We start from the raw sequence: 21,085 nt of genomic DNA, 5'->3' as shown, positions 1-21,085 counted from the left end.
GTAGAATCCACGCCATCACTGCGAATTGGGACACCACTTGCACATGATCTGGACAGTGTCGCCTTGAACATCTCCTTCTTTCCATACATAGGTCGGCAGGTGGGTGGCGGCTCAACATGGAACTTCAATGAACCTTCCTATCTTCGCCATCAACCTCGATCGCGAAACCCAGCGCTGGAGCGAATTGCTCGCCAGCGCCGAAGCGGCAGGCCTGACCTTGCAGCGCATTGCGGCCGTCGACGGTCGGGCGCTTGCTGAAAAAGACTGGACGGAGATCGATCTGCCAGCCGCGCGCAAGCTGAGCGGGCGCGACATCCTTTCCGGCGAATATGCCTGTTACCGCAGCCATATCCAGGCGCTGGAAACGTTCCTGGCCGGCGGCAGCGCCCATGGCCTGATCGTCGAGGACGACGTCCTCTTCAGCGAAAACACCATGCGGCGCATCGAGGCCATCATCGCGGCGGTGCCGGATTTCGACGTCATCAAACTGACCAACCATCGGATCAGCTTCTTCATGCGCGCCGTCGAGACGGCGGAAGGCGACGAGATCGGCCGTGCGCTGCATGGCCCGCAAGGCTCGGCCGCCGCCTATCTGGTGACGCGGGAGGGCGCGCAGGGTCTATTGTCGGCGCTTGCCGTCATGAAAATGCCATGGGACGTCGCGCTCGAACGCTTTTGGGATACTGGCCTGAAGGTCTATTCGGTCCGCCAAAACGTGCTTGGCTTCGCCGCCAGCAGTGAGATCTCGGGCATAGCCGGTCCTTCGGGAAGCTACAAATCCGCAAGGCTGGGCGGGCCGAGCCGGCTACGTGCCGGGGTGTTGCGGGCCAGCGACGAGCTGCGTCGCCTGCATCATGTCCTGCTGCGGCCCCCTTTGCCGCGAGATATCCTGGATGATGCCAAGGACAACGCGCCGCGCCACATCTTGCTTGTGTTGCTTGCGGCACTCGCCATTCTTGCCTTGGCCTCCGCGGTGTGGCGCGAGGCCGACACCTACCGCTATGCGGGCCTCGCGTTGGCCTTGGTCGCGCTCATCCGCTGGTTCAGAGTGGATTTGTGGACCTACAGCAAACCGCTGATCGGTTGGGTCGGCTTCCTGTGTCTGGGTTGGTCGCTCTACGTCTTCATCAGGCTGGCCATCGTCTATTTCGGCACCCACCAGTTGGGTGGCGCCGAAGGCATTTACATGTTTCCGCTGTTCTATGCGACGACCGGCTTCGCGTTTCTGCTGTTTGTCAGGCAGCCCGCACGGCTCGTGCTCTGGTTCATGATCCTCAGCCTTGTCTTCCTGGCGGCGGACACCTTCTATTCGGACATGTTTCAAGGCATCCAACCGGCCCCGTGGCTTTTCAACAATCCCATCCACGCGTCGGTGGCGGCCGGTTTCATCTTCCTCTGCACGCTGCAATTCATGGCTTACTCGGCCCAGAGAACGGACCTTAGGAAAGCAACCAAGAACCTGTATTGGGTCCTGTCGACAGCCGTACTGCTGCTTGCCCTCGTCAATATCATCGAGATGCGGTCAAAGGGCGTGTGGCTTGCGCTTGCCCTCGCTCTGCTCTTGTTGTTGGTCATGACCCTGGCGAGAGGCCATCGCCGCGAACTGTTGGTTTCGGGTGGCGTGCTGGTGATCGTGGCGGCAGGGATTGTCGCAGCACACAACATCTTCTCGTCCACCGCCGACGATACCATGGCGTTCGTCAAAACCTTGGTTCCGGATGTATTCAGGCAGGGGGTCCTCCCCGCCTTCGACAGCGCCATCGCGAGCGACGCGGTTCCGCTTGCAGCCAAGGAAAGGCTGATGCTGTGGGCGGATGCGATCAATATCTGGAAACGCCACCCGATCTTCGGAGCCAGTTCCAGCTGGCTGACCGAATGGGAAAACAGAACCTATCATCCCATGATCTTCAACGTCTTCCACAACGGTTATCTGGAGATTGCCGTGCGCTATGGTGTGGTCGGACTGGCATTCTTTGCCTTTCTCTACACCTGGTCGGCCAGGCAGGTTCTGCTGGCCATGCGAGCCAAGCTTGTCGCTCCGGCCGCATGGTCCTGCTACATCTCCACACTGGTCTTCTTCGCCCTAAGCATCCTTACCAATTCCAACAACCGGCTGGCGATGGGTGAGGCCTTCATGTGGTTTGCAGCGGCATTCGGCTTCTATTGTTTTTATGTTCGCCAGCAGAAAAACCTCGTCGCGCCGCGAACCTATTTTTAGGGCCTGCCGGCACAGCACGTATCGGACCAGCCGGTTGCGACCAATGCACCTTTGACGCCCCGCTCAATTTCCCGATAATCGGGAAAGTCGATGCCAGAATCCACGGCTTATCGCCGGCAGCCCCTTCGTTACGATCGACGATAGATCACAGACAGGGGTTGTCACGGACATGCTGACGGACAGGCAGGCACGCGAAGCGGTTGAGCAGTACCGCGAGGAAGGATACGCGGTCGTTCGACAATTCGTCGACGGCGACGAGATGATCCGGCTGAAGAACGAAACCGATGCTGTCTATGCCGAAGGCCTCAAGCATCACGCCACCTTCCGGCACGGCAACCTGAATTTCCAGATCCTGCCTGAAACGGACTTTGGCCAACGCTATGTGCTGCAGGCTTACTGGTTTTCCTGGATCAATTCCTATTTCGAGCAGTTCCGCCGCAATCCCGACTATCTGAAGCTGCTCGAGGGCCTGATCGGCCGCGACATAAGGCAGATCGCCCAACAGCTGCACTGGAAGCCGCCCGGCGCCAATGTCACGGGTTATCGCTTCCACCAGGATCTGCGCTTCCGTAACCAGGCCGCCTTCGACAATGTCGCCGACGCCACCGTGACAACAGGTCTCGCGGTCGATCGGGCGACGCTGGACAATGGCTGCCTTCAGGTCGTGCCTGGCAGCCACAAGCTCGGCTATCTCGGCCTGTCGGACGAGGGAACCGGCGAGTTGATGAAGGGCCTGACCGCGGAGGAGGAGTTGCGCAAGGTGGGCATCGACCCGGCGACCATCGTTCCGCTGGTGCTGGAGCCGGGCGACCTTGCTTTGTGGGGGCTGCTTACCGTGCACGGCTCCTCGCCCAACAAGTCGCAGCACGACCGGGCCTTTGCACTGTCCAGCTATGTGCGGGCCGATACGACGCAACGTGGCGAATGGGCGTTCAGGGACGGTGTTTCGGTGCCGCTCGGCAAGGCGCCGGCACTGTGCAAATACGAAAAGCTCTTCGAGGAGCCGGGACCGATGTACGACACCACCGCCTGGTGGAAATGACGCTGCCGCGTCGGGCGACGGGGGCAGAGGGGGCTTGGCGTTCGCGCCAGGCCCCCGACGGCGTTGGCCGGCAATCGGGCAGTATTTCAGGCGGTGAAGTCGGCCGACAGTTCGCGGATCAGGAAATCGACGAACGCGCGCACCTTGGCCGCAATATAGGTGCGGTGCGGATAGAGCGCGTAGATCGGGCTGGAGCCGGGGCGAAACTCATCCAGCTGCACTTCCAGCCGGCCGTCCCTGATCGCAGCGTCGACCAGCAGGCTGGGCAGGTTGCCGATGCCGAAACCGGCGGTGGTCATCTGGTAGGCGGCCTCGACGCTGTTGGTCGAGATGCGCCCGCCGACAGCCGCATCGAAAGGGCCGTCTGGTCCGATGAAAGGCCATGTGCCAAGGCGCTTGGCGAAATTGCTCAGCACGCAGTAATGGCTTGCCAACTCATCCGGGTGGACCGGGCGGCCGTTTGCGTCCCAATAATCGGGCGTGGCGCAGACATAGTTGCGGACCTCACCAAGCCGGCGGGCAATCAAGGCAGAATCTGCCTGACCGCCGAAGCGGATGGCGACATCGTAGCCTTCTTCGACAATGCCGACGACATAACGCGCGGTGAGGTCGAACTCGATCGTGGTGAGCGGGTTCTCTTCGAGGAATTTCGGCACCAGCTTGGTTATGCGGGTGTGGCCCAGAACGTTGGAGCAGGAAACCCGGATCAGACCGCGCGTCTCCTTGTGCAAGCCGCGCGTCGAATCCTGCAGTTCGGAAATGTCGTCGAGCAGGCTGCGGGCACGCGGAGCATAATCGCGACCCGCCTCGGTGAGGCTGAGGCGTCTTGTGGTGCGATTGATGAGCCGGACGCCGAGGTCGTCTTCCAGTTCCTTGATGGTGCGGCTGACGGCCGTCGTCGACATGTTGAGATCGCGCGCCGCCGCCGACAGGCTGCCCAGCAGGCAGACCCGATCGAACACCCGCATCGCCGTCAGAAGATTCATCTTGCCTTCCCCTCGCCATCGCGGCCCCGCCGCCATCGGCTGCGTCCTGTAGAAAACAGCGCCCAGCAACGAGGCGGCAAGGGCATTCCACCGAATTTGGGCGTAAAATCAACAATGGGAGAACCGATATGACATCCAGACTTCTTCATCCGGCGATCGGCACATTTGCGAAAGGCGCGAAGAGCGGCGCGCTTGGCCGCCGCGAGTTCCTGGCGCTGGCCAGCGCCTTCGGCGCCAGCTCGGCGATTGCCTATGGGCTCATCGGTCAGCCGGTCCCGGCACGGGCCGAGGAAGCCGCCCAACCTAGGAAGGGCGGCGTGCTGCGTGTTGCGATGCAGGTGATGGAGTTGGAAGACCCGCGCAAGTTCAAGGTGTCGCAGATGGGCAACATCGCCATGCAGTTTCTCGAACCGCTGGTGCGCTGGAAGCCGGATTTCACCTTCGAGCCGGTGCTGCTGCAGAGCTGGGAGATCAATGAGGACGCCACGGAATATGTGCTCAAGGTGCGCCCGGGGGTGAAATGGTCGAACGGCGACGATTTCACCGCCACGGATGTCGCCTTCAACATCACCCGCTGGTGCGAGAAGGATGCCGCCGGCAACTCGATGGCGGGGCGCATGACCGCCCTGATCGATCCCGACACCAAGGTGGCGCGCACTGGTGCCATCGAGGTTCGCGACGACCACACCGTGGCCCTGAAACTGTCGCAGCCCGACATCACCATCATCCCGGCGATGACCGACTACCCGGCATTGATTGTCCACCACACCTTCAATCCGAAGGCAGCGCCACTGTCGGCCAACCCCGTTTCCACGGGTCCGTTCGAGCTTAAAAGACTCGATGTCGGCGTTGCTGCCTCGGTGCGCAAGCGGCCGGACGGGTCGTGGTGGGGCGGCGAGGTGTTCCTCGACGGCATCGACTGGACCGACTACGGCACCGACTCGGCCGCCACCGTCTCCGCCTTCGAATCCGGTGAGATCGACCTGAACGGCCAGACGCAGTCCTATGACGTCGCCATGCTCGACAGGCTGGGCCTGAAGAAAAGCGAGATCGTCACTGCCGCCACCCTGGTCTCGCGCTGCAACGTCAACGCCAAGCCCTATGACGACAAGCGCGTGCGCAACGCCATACAGCTTGCGGTCGACAACGAAGCGGTGCTGCAACTGGGCGCCGACGGCATGGGCATCGTCGCGCAGAACGATCATGTCGGACCGATGCATCCCGAACACGCCGACCTGCCGCCGATCAAACGTGATCCGGCCCGGGCCAGGGCATTGCTCGAGGAAGCCGGCCAGCTCGATTTCGAGTTCGATCTGATCTCGGTCGAAGCCGATTACCGCAAGGAAAGCTCCGATGCCGTCGCCCAGCAGATGCGCGACGCCGGCTTCAAGGTGAAACGCACCGTCATCCCGGAATCGGCGTTCTGGAACGACTGGACGAAGTATCCGTTCGCGACGACCAATTGGAACGCCCGACCGCTCGGCATCCAGACCTATGCGCTTGCCTATCAGACCGGTTCGGCATGGAACGAGACAGGGTTCGCCGATCTCGACTTCGATGCCAAGGTCCACAAGGCCAACGCCATCGCCGATCCGGAGCAGCGCCGTGCGGTGATGAAGGAACTGCAGGTCATGCTGCAGGATTCCGGCGTCATCGTTCAGCCGTACTGGCGAAAGCTGTTCTGCCATATGAAACCTGCCTTGATGGGCTACCAGATGCATCAGGCCTATGAGCAGGATTTCACACGGGCCTGGCTCGCCGCCTGATCGCGGGCGACCCCTCCGACGGACGGCGCATTTTCCGGCGCCGCCCTTCGCCTGCTCACCGGGAAAGTTGCGCCGAAGCGGTCGGCATCAAGCGCGTTCGAGGGGCAGTGCGGGCTTCGCATCGGGCATAATGCGCAGATGCGGCCACACATGCCCTGCCTTGTCAGGTCGGCCGGGATCTCAGGCCGCCGCACCGGACCGGCCGGCACATCAAGCGTATGAAACATTCTGGTTTCTGCGTCTGTCATCATCAAGCTCCGGTTCATGGCTGGAGCTTACTTTTGACTGGGGGAAGCAAAACCCGCTTTCCCGAGCAACGACCTTCCCGAAAACCGGGAGAATTCGTGCTCTTGGCGCCGACAGGGAACCGAAGCAGCAAGCCTACCCGCATGAGCGGTCTGCCGCACCGGGTGTTTTTGCCGGATCCCAACAGGTCTCTGCCGCTCAGTGGAAGTGAATTCGCCTGCCTATTGTGCGGAACTCCAGCCTGTCTTGGACGTTAGACTCGCCATCTGCAAGATATTTCCTGTTGACGCGATAGGCAGTATTATGAAGCGGGTGAGACGCCCACACACGGCCTGTCGGACATGAAGCAATTTTGAGATCGCGGTACATGCTGCGTTATTTCGATCCGATCTGGAGATCTTAAATTGCCAGCTCGAATATGCTGCGTCTTTGGCAGCTGGCAATTGCTCAGCCTGGTTGCCTCACTTCGCCAATCAACAATGGATGGAAGCTCCCAGGCGGATCAGGAGCATGAGGACTATCTCCTGCTTTATGAAACGGCCGGCGTTTCCGAGTATTTCAAGACCGGTCTTGCTGAACTTGCGTCTACAGTATGGACCTGGAAACGGATCATATGGGCATACGACCTTCTGACGTCCGAGCGTAAATATGGGCAGCTGCAAATTTTCCGGATCCATCGTCTGATCCGAGCCACAATTGGTCTCGACGCGGGTTCCGCAGTTGAGATCTGGGCCTGCTTCGTTAACCGGCCATCGGAAAAAATACTGCTGGACTCATATCCAGAAGCCGAGATCGTTTTGTATGAGGATGGCTTGACGTCATACCTTCCATTCGAAATGTCGACCATGTCACGACCGCCAGGCACCAGGTTTCGACGGCGCATCACCGGAGCCTTGATTGCAGGACTCTCTACAATTTCACCGGCATTCCGGTTGAGGAAGGCGGCCGACAAGATAGAAAGACGCCATCTGAGACGGGTGACAAAGTTTTATTCTTTGCTTCACGAAATCCCCATTCATGATGCTCTGGAGAACGTACCAAGATTCCAGGTCGGCGCTTCACTGATGCGCGATGTAATAGATGAAGCTTGCAGGGGTGCGCTTTCCGGCGGCAATGAACATTGCCGTGCGTCAGCCAACCCACGGATACTGCTGCTAGGGCAGGCATTGTCGCGAAACGGCATAATGTCGTACGGGCAGGAGGCGGCGATCTATAGATGCATTGCGGAGCAGATCGTCGAGAGGGGATATGACGTCGTTTGGAAGGAGCATCCCAGAATAAGCACGCCCTTCTTTCCCGAATTGCTGGATACGGTTGGTAATGTGACGGCCGACGCCGGCAACAGGATCATGGAAGCAAATCTTCCACACATATATCCGATAGAACTCGTCGCATCCCGGATGAACATCGTTGGCTGCGTCTCGGGCACATCAGCTGCCCTTCTTTACCTGAAGTGGCTTTACGGCATCAAAACATACACATTTGCGGATACACTGGTCCCCCTGATGACTGGCGCAGATATTCTAATGAGCGAAATGGTAAAAGCCCATACGGAGCCCTTTTCAACGCTCCAATCTTTGAACGAGACGCAGACAGGGATCCGTTGAAAGGCGGCATCCCGAACAGGTTGAACACGATCCTCTCTGAATCCAAACTCAGGCAAACTCGATCTGGGACACTATCGATGTCAAAGCCGCTTTCAGTCCTTCAACGAGCCACCAAGGCCGACGTTCGATCGGAGCCGTTTCCACACATCATCCTGCGCGACGCCCTTCCCCTCGATCTATACCAGGAATTGGCCGACACGTTTCCCGCTCCGGAAGCGCTCGAAATCGATACGCGCCGCAACAACACCAGATGGGACTATGAGGCCCACCGCGTCCAGTCGAACGAAGCCGTGCCGCAAATATGGCGCGATTTTATCGCCTACCATGTATCTCAAGGATTTTTCGACGAGTTCGCCGACCTGTTCTACGACGATATTCACAAGCTTTATCCTGATTATTACCCAGATTATGAACGCCTCAAGAATATGAAGGCGGGCATCAGGTTTAGTGACACCTATGCAACGCGCGACATACTGATGGATGCGATGCTCAGCGGGAACACGCCGGTAACCAATGCCGGATCGGTGCGGACAAGCCACGTCGACAATGGCGACAAGCTATTTTCTGGCCTGTTTTATATGAGGCCGGAAGATTATGATGCCGTTGGCGGGGACCTGACAATTAGTCGCTTCAAGTCCAAATACGCTACGCTAGAGGCCAAAGCGACACTCTTCAATGATGCATATGTCGACGACACCCATTTGGAGTGCGTCGAAACAGTTAAATACGACAAGAACATTCTTGTATTGTTCATCAATTCGATTGAATCGGTCCACGGAGTCACAGTCCGCCAGCCCACCAACAAATCCCGGCTTTTCGTCAACCTGGTTGGAGAAGTCGAAAAGCCATTCTACATCAAAGGAAAAAAGATACGGCCGCGCTATGTCCCGGCGCATCAAAACCAGGATGAAGAGGAACAGACCTGGCTCAAAAGGCTCAAGCAAAAATTGCGGCTTTGAAATACAACGCCGTCGACCCAGGTTTCAGCCTGTACCGCCAATTCCGAGCCGGATACGACCTTCCCGGCGGCCAGGCAAAGATTGGAGCAGAATGAGATTTTATCCAGCCGCCGAACGGATCGCTTTTTTCGGCACGCTTGTCGCTGTTCTTGTCCTTGCGCTGCTGCCTATACCCCGGCTCGAGGAGTACGGGATCGATATCGGTTTCCGGTCCGACAAGCTGAACCACGCCAGCGCCTTTGCCGTCATGACTTTCCTTGGAGGGCTCGGCTGGCCCGATCGCAAGACAAGGCTGATCGTCTTCCTCGCCATGGTTGGAGCGGCGATCGAGGTCCTCCAGGGCACGGCGCTGATACGGCGCGATCTGGATGTGTTCGACTGGGTTGCCGATTGCGCCGGCATCGCATGCGGCCTCGTGGCCGTGATCGGTGTGAACTGGATCTTGCGGCGCCGAGGTTGAGCCTGTTCTGAAGCCTTATGTGCACGGCGCCGATAGCCACAGGAGTTCGCCCTCGGTTCCATTGACTCGGCGAAAGCGGATTGCAACGATCCGATCCGAGAGTGGGCGGTTTTTTCTACCTTGGCCGGACAGATGAAGCTTCGGGCGTGGCACCGAGGAGGCGCACCATCAGCATTGAGGGACGATGACGATCAAGATCAGGCTTCCGGGCGGTGTGTTGAAGGTCAAGCAACGTCATGAGTTGCGGCGGCGGGAGCACAAGGGCGAAGTCCCAGTCTGGCAGTTTGGCAAATATTTCATCATCTCGTGGCCCAGGACAATTCCTGATCGACCCTCCAAGAGATCGAACACTGACGAGGAGCTTGAAATGAACCTTCCATCGACTGGAGAAGGCACGTAAGCTCCATGCATCATGGCTTTGCGAATCAGATTGCCGGGAGGCACACTGAAGGTGAAGACCTACCGCGAACTGCGTGATCGCGAGCGGGATCGCAGGGTGCCTGTGCTGAAACTGGGATCACTCTATTTCGTCTGGTCCCCGGCCAAACATCATTCGCACAGGCACAGTCCACGGCCCTGACATTTTTGCCGGGCGAAAACCGCTTGCACACTTTCCTGAATTGCTCCGGAGCAGCCCATTCGCAGGCGCGACCTGGGTCAGCTTGCCTCGCGCATCGCTTCGGCCGCCTGCAGGTCGACCGACACCAGTTGGCTGACGCCCTGTTCGGCCATGGTCACGCCGAACAGCCGGTTCATGCGCGCCATGGTGATCGGGTTGTGGGTGATGATGACGAAGCGCGTCTCGGTGGTGGCGGCCATTTCGTCCATCAGGTTGCAGAAGCGCTCGACATTGTGGTCGTCAAGCGGCGCGTCAACTTCGTCGAGCACGCAGATCGGCGCCGGGTTGGTCAGGAACACCGCGAAGATCAGCGACATCGCCGTCAACGCCTGCTCGCCGCCGGACAGCAGCGTCATGGTCTGCGGCTTCTTGCCGGGCGGGCGGGCCAGGATTTCGAGGCCGGCCTCGAGCGGATCGTCAGACTCGATCAACTGCAATTCCGCCGTGCCGCCGCCGAACAGATGCGAGAACAGCCGCTGGAAATGGCCGTTGACGACGTCGAAGGCGGCCAGCAGCCGCTCACGGCCTTCGCGGTTGAGGCTCTGGATCGCCTGCCTGAGCTTGCGGATCGCCTCGATGATGTCCTCGCGCTCCGACACGATCGCCTCCAGGCGGTCGGATAGCTCCTTCTGCTCTTCCTCAGCGCGCAGATTGACGGCGCCGAGCCGTTCGCGCTCGATCTTCAGCCGATCGAGCTGACGCTCGATCTCGGCCATCTCAGGGATCGGGCTGTCAGCCTCAAGACCGGTATGGCGAATAACCAGATGCGGTGGTGTGTTCAGCGTCTCCTGGATGCGCGCCTCGACCTCCAGCCGGCGTTCGTCGGCCGCGGTCAGCCGCTCTTCGGCGCGAACGCGGGTCTCGCGCGCCTCGGCCAGGAACTGGATGGCGCCGGTGGCGGCCTTGTCCAGTTCGGATTGCCGGTTCTCCGCTTCCTGCAGACGGTCGGCGGCCGCCTTGCGCAAGGTCTCGGCCTCGGTGAGCTGCGACAGCAAGGCACGCCGCTTGGCGTCGATTTCATCGGGAGCATCGGCCAGCCGCTCGCGTTCGGCCTCGGCCTCGGCCTTGCGTTCGCCAAGCGATGCGATCTGCGTCGAGGCATTTTCGGCCCGTTCCAGCCAGTTGCTGCGCTCGGCGCCAATGGCATCGAGCCGGCGTGCGCGCGCCTCGGCTTCGCGCCGCAGCCCCTCATGCACCGCACGCGCATCGGCAAGCGCGGCGCGGTCGCGGGCGACATTGGCCGAGGACTGTTCGAGCTGCAATTGCAGATCGCCTAGATCGGGCGCGTCCTGCAGCAGCATTTCCGCCTCGGCGAAGGCGGCCGAAATCTCCTCATGGCTGTCGACGATGCGGGCGCGCGCTTCATCCAGCGCGGCGCGCCGGCTCTGCAATTCGCCGCCGGCCCTCTCGGCCTCAGCCAGCGCGTTGCGGGCAGCGTCCAGCCGATGCTGTGCGTCACGACCGGCCTGGCGCGTGTTGCGCTCGGCCTCGCTTGCCAGGCGAAGTGCCTGTTCGGCCTCTCCCAGCGCCTCTTCGGCCTGGCGCAGGACGAGCGTCGCCTGTATCGCCTCGGCATCGAGCTCAGCCAGCCGGTTCTTCTGCGCCAGCCTTTGTGCTGCGGCGGTCGGTGCGTCGGCGCTGGCGGTAAAGCCATCCCAGCGCCAGAGCGCGCCCTCGCGGCTGACCAGCCGCTGGCCGGGAGCAAGCAGCGGCTGCAACCGGCGGCCGTCGCCGACGGCATCGACGATACCGATCTGCGCCAGGCGGCGGGCGAGCTGTGCCGGCGCGTGGACCACGCTGGCCAGGCTTTTGACGCCTTCCGGCAGAGCCGCGTCGCCGGGCTGGATCGCGCTTTCGCCCCAATGCACCGGCGCGCTGCGGTCGAGCGGCACGTCGAGGTCTTCGCCAAGGGCCGCACCCAGCGCCGTCTCGAAACCGCGATCGACGCTGATCTGTTCCAACACGGCCGGGAAGAGATCGCCACTGGCGGCGTTCAGGATTTTTGCCAGCGTGCGCGCTTCGGTTTCGATCCCTGCCAGCTCGGCCCTGGCATCCTGAAGCGGTGGCCGGGCAGCGCTTTCGGTAGCGCGGGCATCGATGACCAACTGCTCGGCCTCGGACACGGCAGCCTCGGCCTCCTCCAGCAGCGCCATGGCTTTTTCGACCAGCACGCGCTTCTCGGCCGGATCGGGCAAGCCAGCGACCTTGGAGAGTATCTCCGACAATTCCCGGTCGACATCGGCAAGCTGACGCGCGAAACGGTCGCGGCGCTCGGCGGTGTCGCGCAGCGTCCGCTCGATCTGGTTGCGCGAGGCGGCAGCCTCTGCCCGTTCCGCGGTCAGCGCGGCGAGTTTGGCTTCGCTTTGTGAAAGCGTCGATGCAGCCTGTTCGAAAGCAGCGTGGGTCGTGGCCTCGCGCTCGGCGGCACCAGCATTTTCCGAATTGAGTGCCGCCTCCTCGGTGCGCAGGCGCTCGAGAATGTCCGCATTGTCGCGCACCATGCGCTCTTCACGCGCGATATCGCCGTCGAGCTGTTGGAGCCGGCGCTCAAGTTCGCTCTGGCGAGCGCGGATGCGGCCGGCTTCCTCTTCGATCTGCGACTTGGCAATCGACAGGCGCTGGAAGGCAGCGGCGGCGGCGGCTTCCGCGTCGCGCAGGTCCGGCAGCCTATGAGCGCCGATGCCTTGCTCCCTGGCGGCGGCCATCTGGGCTGCGGCGCGGTCGCCGACAAGGGCTGTCGCAACCGCCAGCGCCGAACGCGCCTCGCCTTCCTGGGTCTTGGCCAGCGTCCAGCGCAGGTGCAAGAGCGTTGCTTCGGCCTTGCGGATATCGGCCGACAGGTTCTTGAAGCGCGAAGCCTGGCGCGCCTGGCGCTTCAGGCTTTCGATCTGGCTTTCCAGCTCGCCGACCACGTCGTCCAGTCGTTCCAGGTTCTGCTCGGCCGCCTTCAGCCGCAGTTCTGCCTCGTGGCGGCGGGTGTGCAGGCCGGAAATGCCGGCCGCCTCTTCGAGCAGCGCGCGGCGTGCCTGCGGCTTGGCCTGGATCAGTTCGCCGATGCGGCCCTGGCCGACCATCGATGGCGAACGCGCGCCGGTCGACTGGTCGGCGAACAGAAGCTGCACGTCCTTGGCGCGCGCTTCCTTGCCGTTGATGCGGTAGAGCGAGCCTGCTTCGCGCTCGATGCGGCGCGACACCTGCAGTTCATCCGCATCGTTGAAGGCAGCGGGCGCCGAGCGATCACTGTTGTCGAGGAAAAGCGTGACTTCGGCTGTGTTGCGGGCGGGCCGAGTGCCCGAACCGGAAAAGATGACGTCGTCCATGCCGGACGCGCGCATGTTCTTGTAGGAGCTTTCGCCCATCACCCAGCGCAGCGCCTCGACCAGGTTCGACTTGCCGCAGCCGTTCGGCCCGACAATCCCGGTCAGTCCGCGTTCGATGACGAACTCGCCGGGCTCGACGAAGGACTTGAAACCGAGAAGGCGAAGGCGCGAAAACTTCATTCGCGCCGCCCATTAAGGGGATTTCCGTGGTTTTGCGAAAGGAATTCGCGGCACGACAAGAAGCCGCGCACGCCGAAGCGCCGCCGCCTCAGGGCTGACTGGACGTCAGAGCAGAGGGTCGATGATGGCCGACATTTCCTCAATCGACATCGCCCCCTTATAGGTCTTACCGTTGATGAAGAAGGTCGGTGTCGAGTCGACCTTGAATTCATTGGCGCCGCGCTTTTGGACCGATCTCACATCGTCCAGAAGTTTCTGATCCGTCAAGCAGGCCTCGAACGACTCCTGTGTAAAACCGGCGAGCTTCGAGATTTGCAGCAGCGCATCCTTGGTATTCTGGACGCCAACCCAGTTCGCCTGCTGCCTGAACAGGACGTCGACCATGGGGTAATAGTTATCCTTGGCGCAGCGCGCCAGCATAAAACCGGCTTCGGCGCTCGGATCGAACGGGAATTCGCGCAGGATGTAGCGGACCTTGCCGGTGTCGATGTACTTGGTCTTCAGGTCCGGAAAGGTGGTCTCGGCGAAATGCGCGCAGTGTGGGCAGGTCATCGAGGCGTATTCGACGATGGTGACCTTGGCGTCGTCCTTGCCAAGCTGCTTGTCGGGCAGCGCACCCGGCTTCATCAGTTCCGCCATATCGACGGTGCCCTGGGCCTCAGGCGCGGTAGCTGCGGCCGGCGTGACCGGCTTTGCGGGAGCGGCCGGCTCAGCGGGCTTCACATCCGCGGCCTTCGCCTCCTCGCCAGAGTCGCTGCAGGCGGCGAGCAGGGCCACCGCCGGAATGGCGGCCAGCGAAGACAGGAGGTTTCTGCGAGACAAGCTTTGGCCGAACGGGGGACGGTTCATACGAATCACCTGACAAGGGTTGGATTTTGCAATGCAAAGGCACGAAAAGGCGAGAGTTGGCGCGAATTAAGGCATCTCGATCCCCAATCCAATCGCGAAACCTGACAAGGGCGATCACGAATGCGAGATATTGACGACGAATCCATGACTTTCTTCGAGACGTCTATGATCTTCTCTCCCCAATAATGGTCGCGCCAAGTTTCTCCAGCGAGGCGCGCAGTTCATCATGATCGACCAGGCCGACAGTTCCCGACAATTTCGTCTTCTCAGCCGCCGTCAGCGGTCTCAGGGCCGGTTTGCGCCTTCCTTTGTCGGTTGTCACCGGCTTCTGCAGGATCCTGATGCGGTTGATGGCGGTGAAGCCGAGGAAGGCGTTGACCCGGTTGATGATCTCGCCCGTCTCATGCTGCAGATGCAGTGCCGCCATGCCTTCGCAGGCAATGACCAGCACGGCCGGCTCGAACGGATCGTCCTCATGCATACGGCGCGGCCACTGGATTTTTTCGGGGCGCGAGTGGCTGGCCAGCCGTGGGCCGGCGATCTCGTCCCATGACTGGACAAGGCCGATCGAAAATCCGGCCCGCTTGCGCAGCACCGGATCGAGAATCCTGGTCGCGAGATCACTGACCGGGACGGGATTGCCGTAGGGCGTTCTCCCTGCCATGTACGTCCTCCAGCGACGACCCAGCAGATACCGGCCAGGCCAATACAAGATCAATGGCATCAGCAGACCAGACCCGCAAGACCGCATCCGGGGATAGTGGCACAGCTGCATCCGGTGTCAGCGACGATATCGCATCCCGCCTGCTCGGCTGGTACGATGTGCATCACCGTGAGTTGCCGTGGCGCATCACACCAATTGAGCATGCGCGCGGCGTGCGGCCTGATCCCTACCGCATCTGGCTCTCCGAGGTCATGCTGCAGCAGACCACCGTCGAAGCGGTGAAGGCTTATTTCCGGGTTTTCGTCGAGAAATGGCCCAATGTCGAGGCGCTGGCCGCGGCGCCCACCGAGGACGTGATGAAGGCCTGGGCCGGGCTCGGCTACTACTCCCGCGCCCGCAATCTCAAGGCCTGTGCCGATCTTGTGGCTGCGCGTGGCGGCCGGTTTCCCGACACGGAGACTGGTTTGAGAGAACTGCCCGGCATCGGCGCCTATACGTCGGCGGCCATCACGGCGATTGCCTTCGACCGCCCCGCCGCGGTTGTCGACGGCAATGTCGAACGCGTCATCTCCCGGCTGTTTTCGATCACAACCCCGCTCAGCGAAGCCAAGCCCGAGATCCGCGCCCATGTCGAGCGCATGGTGCCCGGGACAAGGCCCGGCGACTTCGCCCAGGCGATGATGGATCTCGGCGCCACCATCTGCACGCCACGCCGGCCACGCTGCATGCTGTGCCCGCTGCGCGAAGACTGCGACGCCGTCGTTTCAGGCGATCCCGAGCACTTCCCGGTGCGCCTGCCTAAGGCCGACAAGCCGCAGCGGCACGGCGCTGCCTTTGTCGCCGTGCGAGCCGACGGCGCGATCCTTCTGCGCAAACGGGCGGAGAAGGGCTTGCTCGGCGGCATGACCGAGGTGCCGACGACGGGCTGGACCGCGCGGATCGATGGGGCAACCACGGAAGCGGCCGCGCCCTTTCCCGCCGACTGGCGGCATGCGGGCCGCATAGCGCATGTCTTCACGCATTTCGCTCTCCAACTTGAAGTCTTTCACGCTCACATCAAAGGTGATGCGCCCGATGGGCATTTCTGGTCGCTCGCTCACGAGATTTCCGGCGAGGCGCTGCCGACTGTCATGAAAAAGGCAATCGAGGCTGCGATACCCGGCGCGACGAAAAAGCCGTCGCCACACAGTGCAAAGAGGCCCCATGACTGAAATACGCCACATCGTTTTCGACATCGGCAGAGTGCTGATCCACTACGATCCCAACATTCCGTTCAGCCGCCTCATTCCGGATGCCGAAGAGAGGAAGTGGTTCTTCGACAATGTCTGCACGCATGACTGGAACATCGAGCAGGATCGCGGCCGCACATGGGAAGAGGCCGAGGCGCTGCTGATTGCGGACCATCCCGATCAGGCGGAAAACATCCGCGGTTTCCGCCGCCACTGGCACGAGATGGTGCCGCATGCCTATGACGACAGCGTCGCCATCATGGTCGGCCTGATCGAGAGCGGCCACGACGTGACCATGCTGACCAATTTCGCCAGCGACACGCTGGCCGAGGCACGCGAACGCTTCGATTTCCTCAATCGTCCACGCGGCGTCACCATCTCGGGCGAAATCGGTCTGATCAAGCCGGATCGCGGGATCTACGATCATCACGTCGCCGCCTTCGGCCTCGAACCGGCCGCGACGCTGTTCATCGATGACAGCCAGAAGAATGTCGACGGCGCCAAGGCGGCGGGCTGGCAGTCGGTGCTGTTCACCGATGCGAAGACGCTTCAAGCAGACCTTGAACGCCTCGGAATCAGGGCGTGATTTGAATCGCTTCCAGCGATCCGTTGAGCTTTTGAATCAACGGAATTCGAAGCAATTGGCAGGGGTTCAGGCCCCTGCCCGCTCCATGCCTAGCCGTGCGATGCGGCGAAGCTCGTCGATCGGGGTCAGGCCGCCGCTGCGCTCATAATGCCAGAAGGTCCAGCCGTTGCAGGCATCCAGCCCCTGCACTTCGGCGCCGATCTTGTGGATCGAGCCGGCGCTGTCGCCGATCGCCACCGTGCCGTCGGCGCGCACCTTGGCCGCCCAGCGCTTCTTGGCATCGTAGAGCGTCGCGCCCGGCATCATCAGGCCGGTGTCGATCAGGCTGACAAAGGCGACGCGCGGCTCGGCGCGCTTGCCCGTGAGAACGGTCAAGTCGGCCTCTTCCAGCGGCCGCACCGCGTCGATGCGCTCGTTGGCGGCGTCGATATAGGCCTGCTCGCGTTCGATTCCGACGAAATGGCGGCCGAGACGCTTGGCCACCGCGCCGGTGGTGCCGGAGCCGAAGAAGGGATCGAGCACGATGTCGCCCGGTTTGGTCGAGGCCATCATGATGCGGGCAAGCAGCGCTTCCGGCTTTTGCGTCGGATGCAGCTTGTCGCCATTGTCGTTCTTCAGCCGCTCGCCGCCGGTGCAAATCGGAAACAGCCAGTCGGAGCGCATCTGGATGTCGTCGTTGGACGCCTTCATCGCTTCGTAATTGAAGGTATAGCCTTTGCCCTTCTGATCGCGCGTAGCCCAGATCATCGTCTCATGCGCGTTCTGGAAACGGCGGCCACGGAAATTCGGCATCGGGTTGGTCTTGCGCCAGACCACGTCGTTGAGGATCCAGAAGCCAAGATCCTGCATCTTGGCGCCGACACGGAAGATGTTGTGATAGGAGCCGATGACCCAGATGGTGCCGTTGGGCTTCAGCACCCGGCGCGCCGCCAGCAGCCAGGCACGCGTGAAAGCGTCATAGGCCTCGAAACTCTCGAACTGATCCCAGTCGTCGTCGACGGCGTCGACCTTCGACTGGTCGGGGCGGTGCAGGTCGCCGTCGAGTTGCAGATTATAGGGTGGATCGGCGAAGATGACGTCGATCGACTTTTCGGGCAGCCGGTCGAGCGCGGCGACGCAGTCGCCCTTGAGGATCGTGTCCAGCCATTCGGATTGCTGGGGAGCGTGGGATAGCTCGTCGAGAAGACGCACGGCAGACATTCTGACACCCAGGGCACGCGTTACTGTTTACTCTCCGTTATGGTTACCGATCAGCGTAAATATTCCGTGAAGGCCAAGGGACGGGCGTGGCGAATTTGCGAAGGCGGCCCTGTTGGTGTATGCCGCGCCGCCTGAGCCTTCCGAGGCCACCTCGCCCTCCCATTGTCGGATCACCATGCCCCAGCCAGACCTTGTCATCTTCGATTGCGACGGCGTGCTCGTCGATTCCGAAATCATCGCCGCCCGCGTCGAGGCGGAGCTGCTGACCTTGGCGGGATATGAAATATCGGCCGAGGAACTCGCGGAGACCTATGCCGGGCTGACCTTCAAGGACATCATGATACGGGTCGAGGAGAAATCCAGCATTCCGTTCCAGGTCTCGCTCATCGACCGCGCGGAAGAGCTGGTCGACCGCAAACTGCGCAGCGACGTCCGCGCCATCGATGGGGTACGCGAGGCGGTCGCCGCGGTCACGGTGCCGCGCTGTGTCTGCTCGAATTCACGCTCCGAGCGGATCGAATTCATGCTGGAGAAGGTGCATCTTTTGCCGTATTTCACCGACCGGATTTTTTCGGCGATGGAAACACCGACCGGGAAAACGAAACCGGCGCCGGACGTGTTCCTGTTCGCGGCGGAGAAACTCAGCGCCAACCCGGCGAACACTTTCGTTATCGAGGATTCCGTGCACGGCGTCCACGGCGCAAGGGCGGCAGGCATGCGGGTGATCGGCTTCACCGGAGCCGCCCATAGCTATCCCGGTCATGCCGACGCGCTGACCGAAGCCGGGGCCGAGACGGTCATCCGCCGCTGGGCGGAGCTGAAAAGCGTGATCGCGGCGCTGTCGGAGTGGTCGGAAGACGCTTAGGGCCACTCGCCGGAAACTCTGCTCGCGAAGATTTTCCGGCGCTTCCGACCTTCGCTTGACCGGTGTCGTTCTCGAAAGCGTGTCCGGGGCGGCTCGCGGAAGAAAGTCCGAACTTTGAAAAGCTCCGAGCGGCCATCGAAGTCTGGTGACGAGCCTACGCGCGTGTTGTCAAAGTCGAGAGCTGGTCGGTGTCGTAGCGATTTCGCAGATCGGCGAGCGCTTTTGGATCCGGCGCACCCTGCGCCGCAAGTCTGGCGAGATCTTCGAAATAATGCTCATGGCCAGGTGGAGAAACGGTCATCAGTACGCGAGCCGGTTTCTCGCTGACATTGGTGATATTGTGCGGCACCCCCGGCGGGATGAACAGAAAGGTTCCAGGCGTGGCGTGGATCGTCTGGTCGCCGAAATGCCACTCACACTCGCCGTCGAGCAGGTAGAAGGTCTCCTCCTGCACCCGGTGCACATGCCGCCCGGTGGCGAATTGCGGCGGGATCGTCCAGTCGAACATGCTGGTGTGCTTGGTGTTCTCGCCGGTTACGAGGAAAGCCATGGGATGACCACGCAACATGACGCCCTTCTTCTCATCGGGCCTGCGGATGAAGGCATTGGCGCTCATATGACCCTCCTTTGGCTGGGCGCATGCTTCTAACAAGCATTTGTGCAACGTCGGCCGTTCGTGGCGGAAAGTCGTGAATCCGTTCCCAAAAATTTGCTAAAAGACTCTGATGACCGTAAGGGGCGACCTCTACCAGTTCGGCCCGTTCCGCCTCGATCCGGAGGTGGGCATTCTATTTTGCTGGGGTGAGCCGACCAAACTTGGGCAACGCGCCGTCGCGCTGCTGCGCCTGCTGATCCAGAATGCGGGCGTTCCCGTATCCAAGGACGCGCTGATCGAGGCCGGCTGGGGCGGATTGGCGGTTGCCGATAACAATTTGACGGTTCAGATCGCAGCCTTGCGCCGCGTCCTGGCTGATACTGCGAATGTCGAGAGCTGGATCGAAACATTGCCGCGCCGCGGCTATCGCTACGTCGGTCCGGCTGTCACCAGGAATGTTCCTGATGCCTCGGCTGCCGTCCGCGCCGCTTCGGCACCGACCTTGCCTGAGAAGCCTTCCATCGCGGTCCTGCCGTTCTCCAACTTGAGCGGCGATCCGCAGCAGGAGTACTTTGCCGATGGAATGGTTGACGACATCATCACAGGCCTGGCACGCATCAAGTGGTTGTTCGTCATCGCACGAAACTCGACCTTCGCCTACAAAGGGCGCGTCGTGGACGTGAAGCAGGTCGGTCGCGAGCTTGGCGTTCGCTACGTCCTCGAAGGCAGTGTGCGCAAGGCCGGCGGTAATGTGCGTGTTACCGGGCAAATGATCGATGCATCGACCGGTGCGCATGTATGGGCCGAGCGCTACGACCGCAGCTCCGAAGACATCTTTGCGCTTCAAGACGAGATCGCGCTGTCAGCAGTGGGCGCAATTGCGCCGAACGTGCGGAAAGCCGAAATCGAACGTGTCAGGCGGAAGCGGCCTGACAGTCTCGATGCCTACGATCTCGTGCTGCAAGCCCAGCCCGACGTCGATTCAGGCATGCCGAGGCAAGTGACCAGAGCGCTGCTGTTCCTTGACCGTGCTATCGCACTCGAACCGACTTATGCGCTGGCGCATGGCAATGCCGCGATGTGCCACCATTGCCTGTTTCTTCGCGCCGGGTTGCAGGAAGTCAACCGTGCTTCTTCGATCCGTCACGCCCGGTCTGCCGTTGTCCATGGACAGGACGATGCGCTCGCGCTGACTTGGGCCGGGTTTTCCATCGGAATGGATGCCCACGATCGCGCCGCTGCATTCACCGCATTTGAAGCTGCCCTCGCCATCAGCCCGTCATCGGCGCTGACCTACATTCTCGGCAGCGTCATCCTCGGATGGAGCGGCGAAGCTGAGCGCGCGATAGAATGGAGCGAGCAGGGAATGCGGCTAAGCCCGTTTGATTCGTGGACTTGGGCGGCATTTGATGCTCAAGCAATGAGCCATTTGCTGCGCGGCCGTTACGAAGAGGCTTGCCGTGCGGCCTACAAGTCAGTTCAAGCCAACCCGGCGCATAGTATCACTTACGTGCAATTGGCCGCCGCGCTGGCCAACCTTGGCCGATTGGATGAAGCGATGGCGGCAGCCGCTCGCGTGCTCGAGCTTCAGCCTGGCTTTCGCTACAGCCGCCAGTTCGCAGGCGTGAATTGCGCGCCCGCGCTCGCGGAGGCTCTTGGAAACGCACTACGACGCGCAGGACTGCCTGAGTAGT

The 21,085-nt window shown here is 61.4% G+C and carries 17 protein-coding genes; 11 read left to right on the top strand and 6 right to left on the bottom strand.

From position 1 onward, the window contains the following. Positions 1–127 precede the first annotated feature (127 nt). Both LB558_RS05590 and LB558_RS05585 read left to right on the top strand, forming a co-directional pair. Complete coding sequence (locus LB558_RS05590) at positions 128–2,218, top strand: O-antigen ligase family protein (protein WP_224696591.1); 2,091 nt, start codon at positions 128–130, stop codon at positions 2,216–2,218. 169 nt (positions 2,219–2,387) lie between these two features. Then, complete coding sequence (locus LB558_RS05585; RefSeq protein ID WP_224696590.1) at positions 2,388–3,260, top strand: phytanoyl-CoA dioxygenase family protein; 873 nt, start codon at positions 2,388–2,390, stop codon at positions 3,258–3,260. A gap of 86 nt (positions 3,261–3,346) precedes the next feature. On the opposite strand, the gene LB558_RS05580 is transcribed toward LB558_RS05585, so the two are convergent. Continuing rightward, a complete protein-coding gene (locus LB558_RS05580; RefSeq protein ID WP_224696589.1) occupies positions 3,347–4,246 on the bottom strand; it encodes a LysR family transcriptional regulator in 900 nt (299 codons plus the stop codon). Between the two features lie 128 nt (positions 4,247–4,374). Here LB558_RS05580 and LB558_RS05575 point away from each other — a divergent pair, with 128 nt between their 5' ends. The 5 genes from LB558_RS05575 (at position 4,375) to LB558_RS05555 (ending at position 9,684) form a co-directional block, all read left to right on the top strand. Continuing rightward, positions 4,375–6,012: an ABC transporter substrate-binding protein gene (locus LB558_RS05575; protein WP_224696588.1), complete on the top strand. Its 1,638-nt coding sequence runs from the start codon at positions 4,375–4,377 to the stop codon at positions 6,010–6,012. Positions 6,013–6,662: 650 nt separating this feature from the next. Continuing rightward, positions 6,663–7,865, top strand: coding sequence for an alpha-2,8-polysialyltransferase family protein (locus tag LB558_RS05570; RefSeq protein WP_224696587.1), 1,203 nt, complete (start codon positions 6,663–6,665; stop codon positions 7,863–7,865). 77 nt (positions 7,866–7,942) lie between these two features. Then, complete coding sequence (locus LB558_RS05565; protein ID WP_224696586.1) at positions 7,943–8,824, top strand: hypothetical protein; 882 nt, start codon at positions 7,943–7,945, stop codon at positions 8,822–8,824. Between the two features lie 91 nt (positions 8,825–8,915). Continuing rightward, positions 8,916–9,284 carry a hypothetical protein gene (locus LB558_RS05560; protein WP_224696585.1) on the top strand — a complete coding sequence of 123 codons (369 nt, stop codon included), beginning with the start codon at positions 8,916–8,918 and terminating at the stop codon, positions 9,282–9,284. A 184-nt stretch (positions 9,285–9,468) separates the two neighbouring features. After that, positions 9,469–9,684, top strand: a complete 216-nt coding sequence (locus LB558_RS05555) for a hypothetical protein (RefSeq protein WP_224696584.1) — start codon at positions 9,469–9,471, stop codon at positions 9,682–9,684. A 257-nt stretch (positions 9,685–9,941) separates the two neighbouring features. On the opposite strand, the gene smc is transcribed toward LB558_RS05555, so the two are convergent. The 3 genes from smc to LB558_RS05540 form a co-directional block, all read right to left on the bottom strand. Beyond that, the gene (gene smc, locus LB558_RS05550; RefSeq protein WP_224696583.1) at positions 9,942–13,403 is read right to left on the bottom strand and encodes a chromosome segregation protein SMC; all 3,462 of its coding nucleotides are present in this window, start codon (positions 13,401–13,403) and stop codon (positions 9,942–9,944) included. A 105-nt stretch (positions 13,404–13,508) separates the two neighbouring features. Then, positions 13,509–14,252: a DsbA family protein gene (locus LB558_RS05545; RefSeq protein WP_224696582.1), complete on the bottom strand. Its 744-nt coding sequence runs from the start codon at positions 14,250–14,252 to the stop codon at positions 13,509–13,511. 163 nt (positions 14,253–14,415) lie between these two features. Continuing rightward, positions 14,416–14,916: a DUF721 domain-containing protein gene (locus LB558_RS05540; RefSeq protein WP_224696581.1), complete on the bottom strand. Its 501-nt coding sequence runs from the start codon at positions 14,914–14,916 to the stop codon at positions 14,416–14,418. Between the two features lie 53 nt (positions 14,917–14,969). On the opposite strand from LB558_RS05540, the gene mutY reads away from it, so the two are divergent. Both mutY and LB558_RS05530 read left to right on the top strand, forming a co-directional pair. Next, positions 14,970–16,127, top strand: coding sequence for an A/G-specific adenine glycosylase (mutY, locus tag LB558_RS05535; protein WP_224696580.1), 1,158 nt, complete (start codon positions 14,970–14,972; stop codon positions 16,125–16,127). After that, positions 16,120–16,731, top strand: a complete 612-nt coding sequence (locus LB558_RS05530; RefSeq protein ID WP_224696579.1) for an HAD family hydrolase — start codon at positions 16,120–16,122, stop codon at positions 16,729–16,731. The genes mutY and LB558_RS05530 overlap by 8 nt, the downstream gene beginning before the upstream one ends. A gap of 66 nt (positions 16,732–16,797) precedes the next feature. Here the strand turns inward: LB558_RS05530 and LB558_RS05525 are convergent, their stop codons facing one another. Further along, the gene (locus tag LB558_RS05525; protein WP_023808585.1) at positions 16,798–17,931 is read right to left on the bottom strand and encodes a site-specific DNA-methyltransferase; all 1,134 of its coding nucleotides are present in this window, start codon (positions 17,929–17,931) and stop codon (positions 16,798–16,800) included. 175 nt (positions 17,932–18,106) lie between these two features. Here LB558_RS05525 and LB558_RS05520 point away from each other — a divergent pair, with 175 nt between their 5' ends. Continuing rightward, positions 18,107–18,796 (top strand): HAD family hydrolase, encoded by a 690-nt coding sequence (locus LB558_RS05520; RefSeq protein WP_224696578.1) that lies wholly within the window; start codon positions 18,107–18,109, stop codon positions 18,794–18,796. A 154-nt stretch (positions 18,797–18,950) separates the two neighbouring features. Here the strand turns inward: LB558_RS05520 and LB558_RS05515 are convergent, their stop codons facing one another. Beyond that, a complete protein-coding gene (locus LB558_RS05515) occupies positions 18,951–19,412 on the bottom strand; it encodes a cupin domain-containing protein (RefSeq protein WP_224696577.1) in 462 nt (153 codons plus the stop codon). 109 nt (positions 19,413–19,521) lie between these two features. On the opposite strand from LB558_RS05515, the gene LB558_RS05510 reads away from it, so the two are divergent. Continuing rightward, a complete protein-coding gene (locus LB558_RS05510) occupies positions 19,522–21,084 on the top strand; it encodes a winged helix-turn-helix domain-containing tetratricopeptide repeat protein (RefSeq protein ID WP_224696576.1) in 1,563 nt (520 codons plus the stop codon). The last annotated feature ends 1 nt before the right edge of the window (position 21,085 follow it).

This window comes from Mesorhizobium sp. CO1-1-8, from assembly GCF_020164875.1.
Classification (GTDB): Bacteria; Pseudomonadota; Alphaproteobacteria; order Rhizobiales; family Rhizobiaceae; genus Mesorhizobium.
This window is presented reverse-complemented; position numbering and strand designations above follow the sequence as displayed.

What these genes read in the sequence shown, in the direction of transcription:
- LB558_RS05590 (WP_224696591.1), top strand. Translation starts at nt 128, where the DNA reads ATGAACCTTCCTATCTTCGCCATCAACCTCGATCGCGAAACCCAGCGC.
- LB558_RS05585 (WP_224696590.1), top strand. Translation starts at nt 2,388, where the DNA reads ATGCTGACGGACAGGCAGGCACGCGAAGCGGTTGAGCAGTACCGCGAG.
- LB558_RS05580 (WP_224696589.1), bottom strand. Translation starts at nt 4,246, where the DNA reads ATGAATCTTCTGACGGCGATGCGGGTGTTCGATCGGGTCTGCCTGCTG.
- LB558_RS05575 (WP_224696588.1), top strand. Translation starts at nt 4,375, where the DNA reads ATGACATCCAGACTTCTTCATCCGGCGATCGGCACATTTGCGAAAGGC.
- LB558_RS05565 (WP_224696586.1), top strand. Translation starts at nt 7,943, where the DNA reads ATGTCAAAGCCGCTTTCAGTCCTTCAACGAGCCACCAAGGCCGACGTT.
- LB558_RS05560 (WP_224696585.1), top strand. Translation starts at nt 8,916, where the DNA reads ATGAGATTTTATCCAGCCGCCGAACGGATCGCTTTTTTCGGCACGCTT.
- LB558_RS05555 (WP_224696584.1), top strand. Translation starts at nt 9,469, where the DNA reads ATGACGATCAAGATCAGGCTTCCGGGCGGTGTGTTGAAGGTCAAGCAA.
- smc (WP_224696583.1), bottom strand. Translation starts at nt 13,403, where the DNA reads ATGAAGTTTTCGCGCCTTCGCCTTCTCGGTTTCAAGTCCTTCGTCGAG.
- LB558_RS05545 (WP_224696582.1), bottom strand. Translation starts at nt 14,252, where the DNA reads ATGAACCGTCCCCCGTTCGGCCAAAGCTTGTCTCGCAGAAACCTCCTG.
- LB558_RS05540 (WP_224696581.1), bottom strand. Translation starts at nt 14,916, where the DNA reads ATGGCAGGGAGAACGCCCTACGGCAATCCCGTCCCGGTCAGTGATCTC.
- mutY (WP_224696580.1), top strand. Translation starts at nt 14,970, where the DNA reads ATGGCATCAGCAGACCAGACCCGCAAGACCGCATCCGGGGATAGTGGC.
- LB558_RS05530 (WP_224696579.1), top strand. Translation starts at nt 16,120, where the DNA reads ATGACTGAAATACGCCACATCGTTTTCGACATCGGCAGAGTGCTGATC.
- LB558_RS05525 (WP_023808585.1), bottom strand. Translation starts at nt 17,931, where the DNA reads ATGTCTGCCGTGCGTCTTCTCGACGAGCTATCCCACGCTCCCCAGCAA.
- LB558_RS05520 (WP_224696578.1), top strand. Translation starts at nt 18,107, where the DNA reads ATGCCCCAGCCAGACCTTGTCATCTTCGATTGCGACGGCGTGCTCGTC.
- LB558_RS05515 (WP_224696577.1), bottom strand. Translation starts at nt 19,412, where the DNA reads ATGAGCGCCAATGCCTTCATCCGCAGGCCCGATGAGAAGAAGGGCGTC.
- LB558_RS05510 (WP_224696576.1), top strand. Translation starts at nt 19,522, where the DNA reads ATGACCGTAAGGGGCGACCTCTACCAGTTCGGCCCGTTCCGCCTCGAT.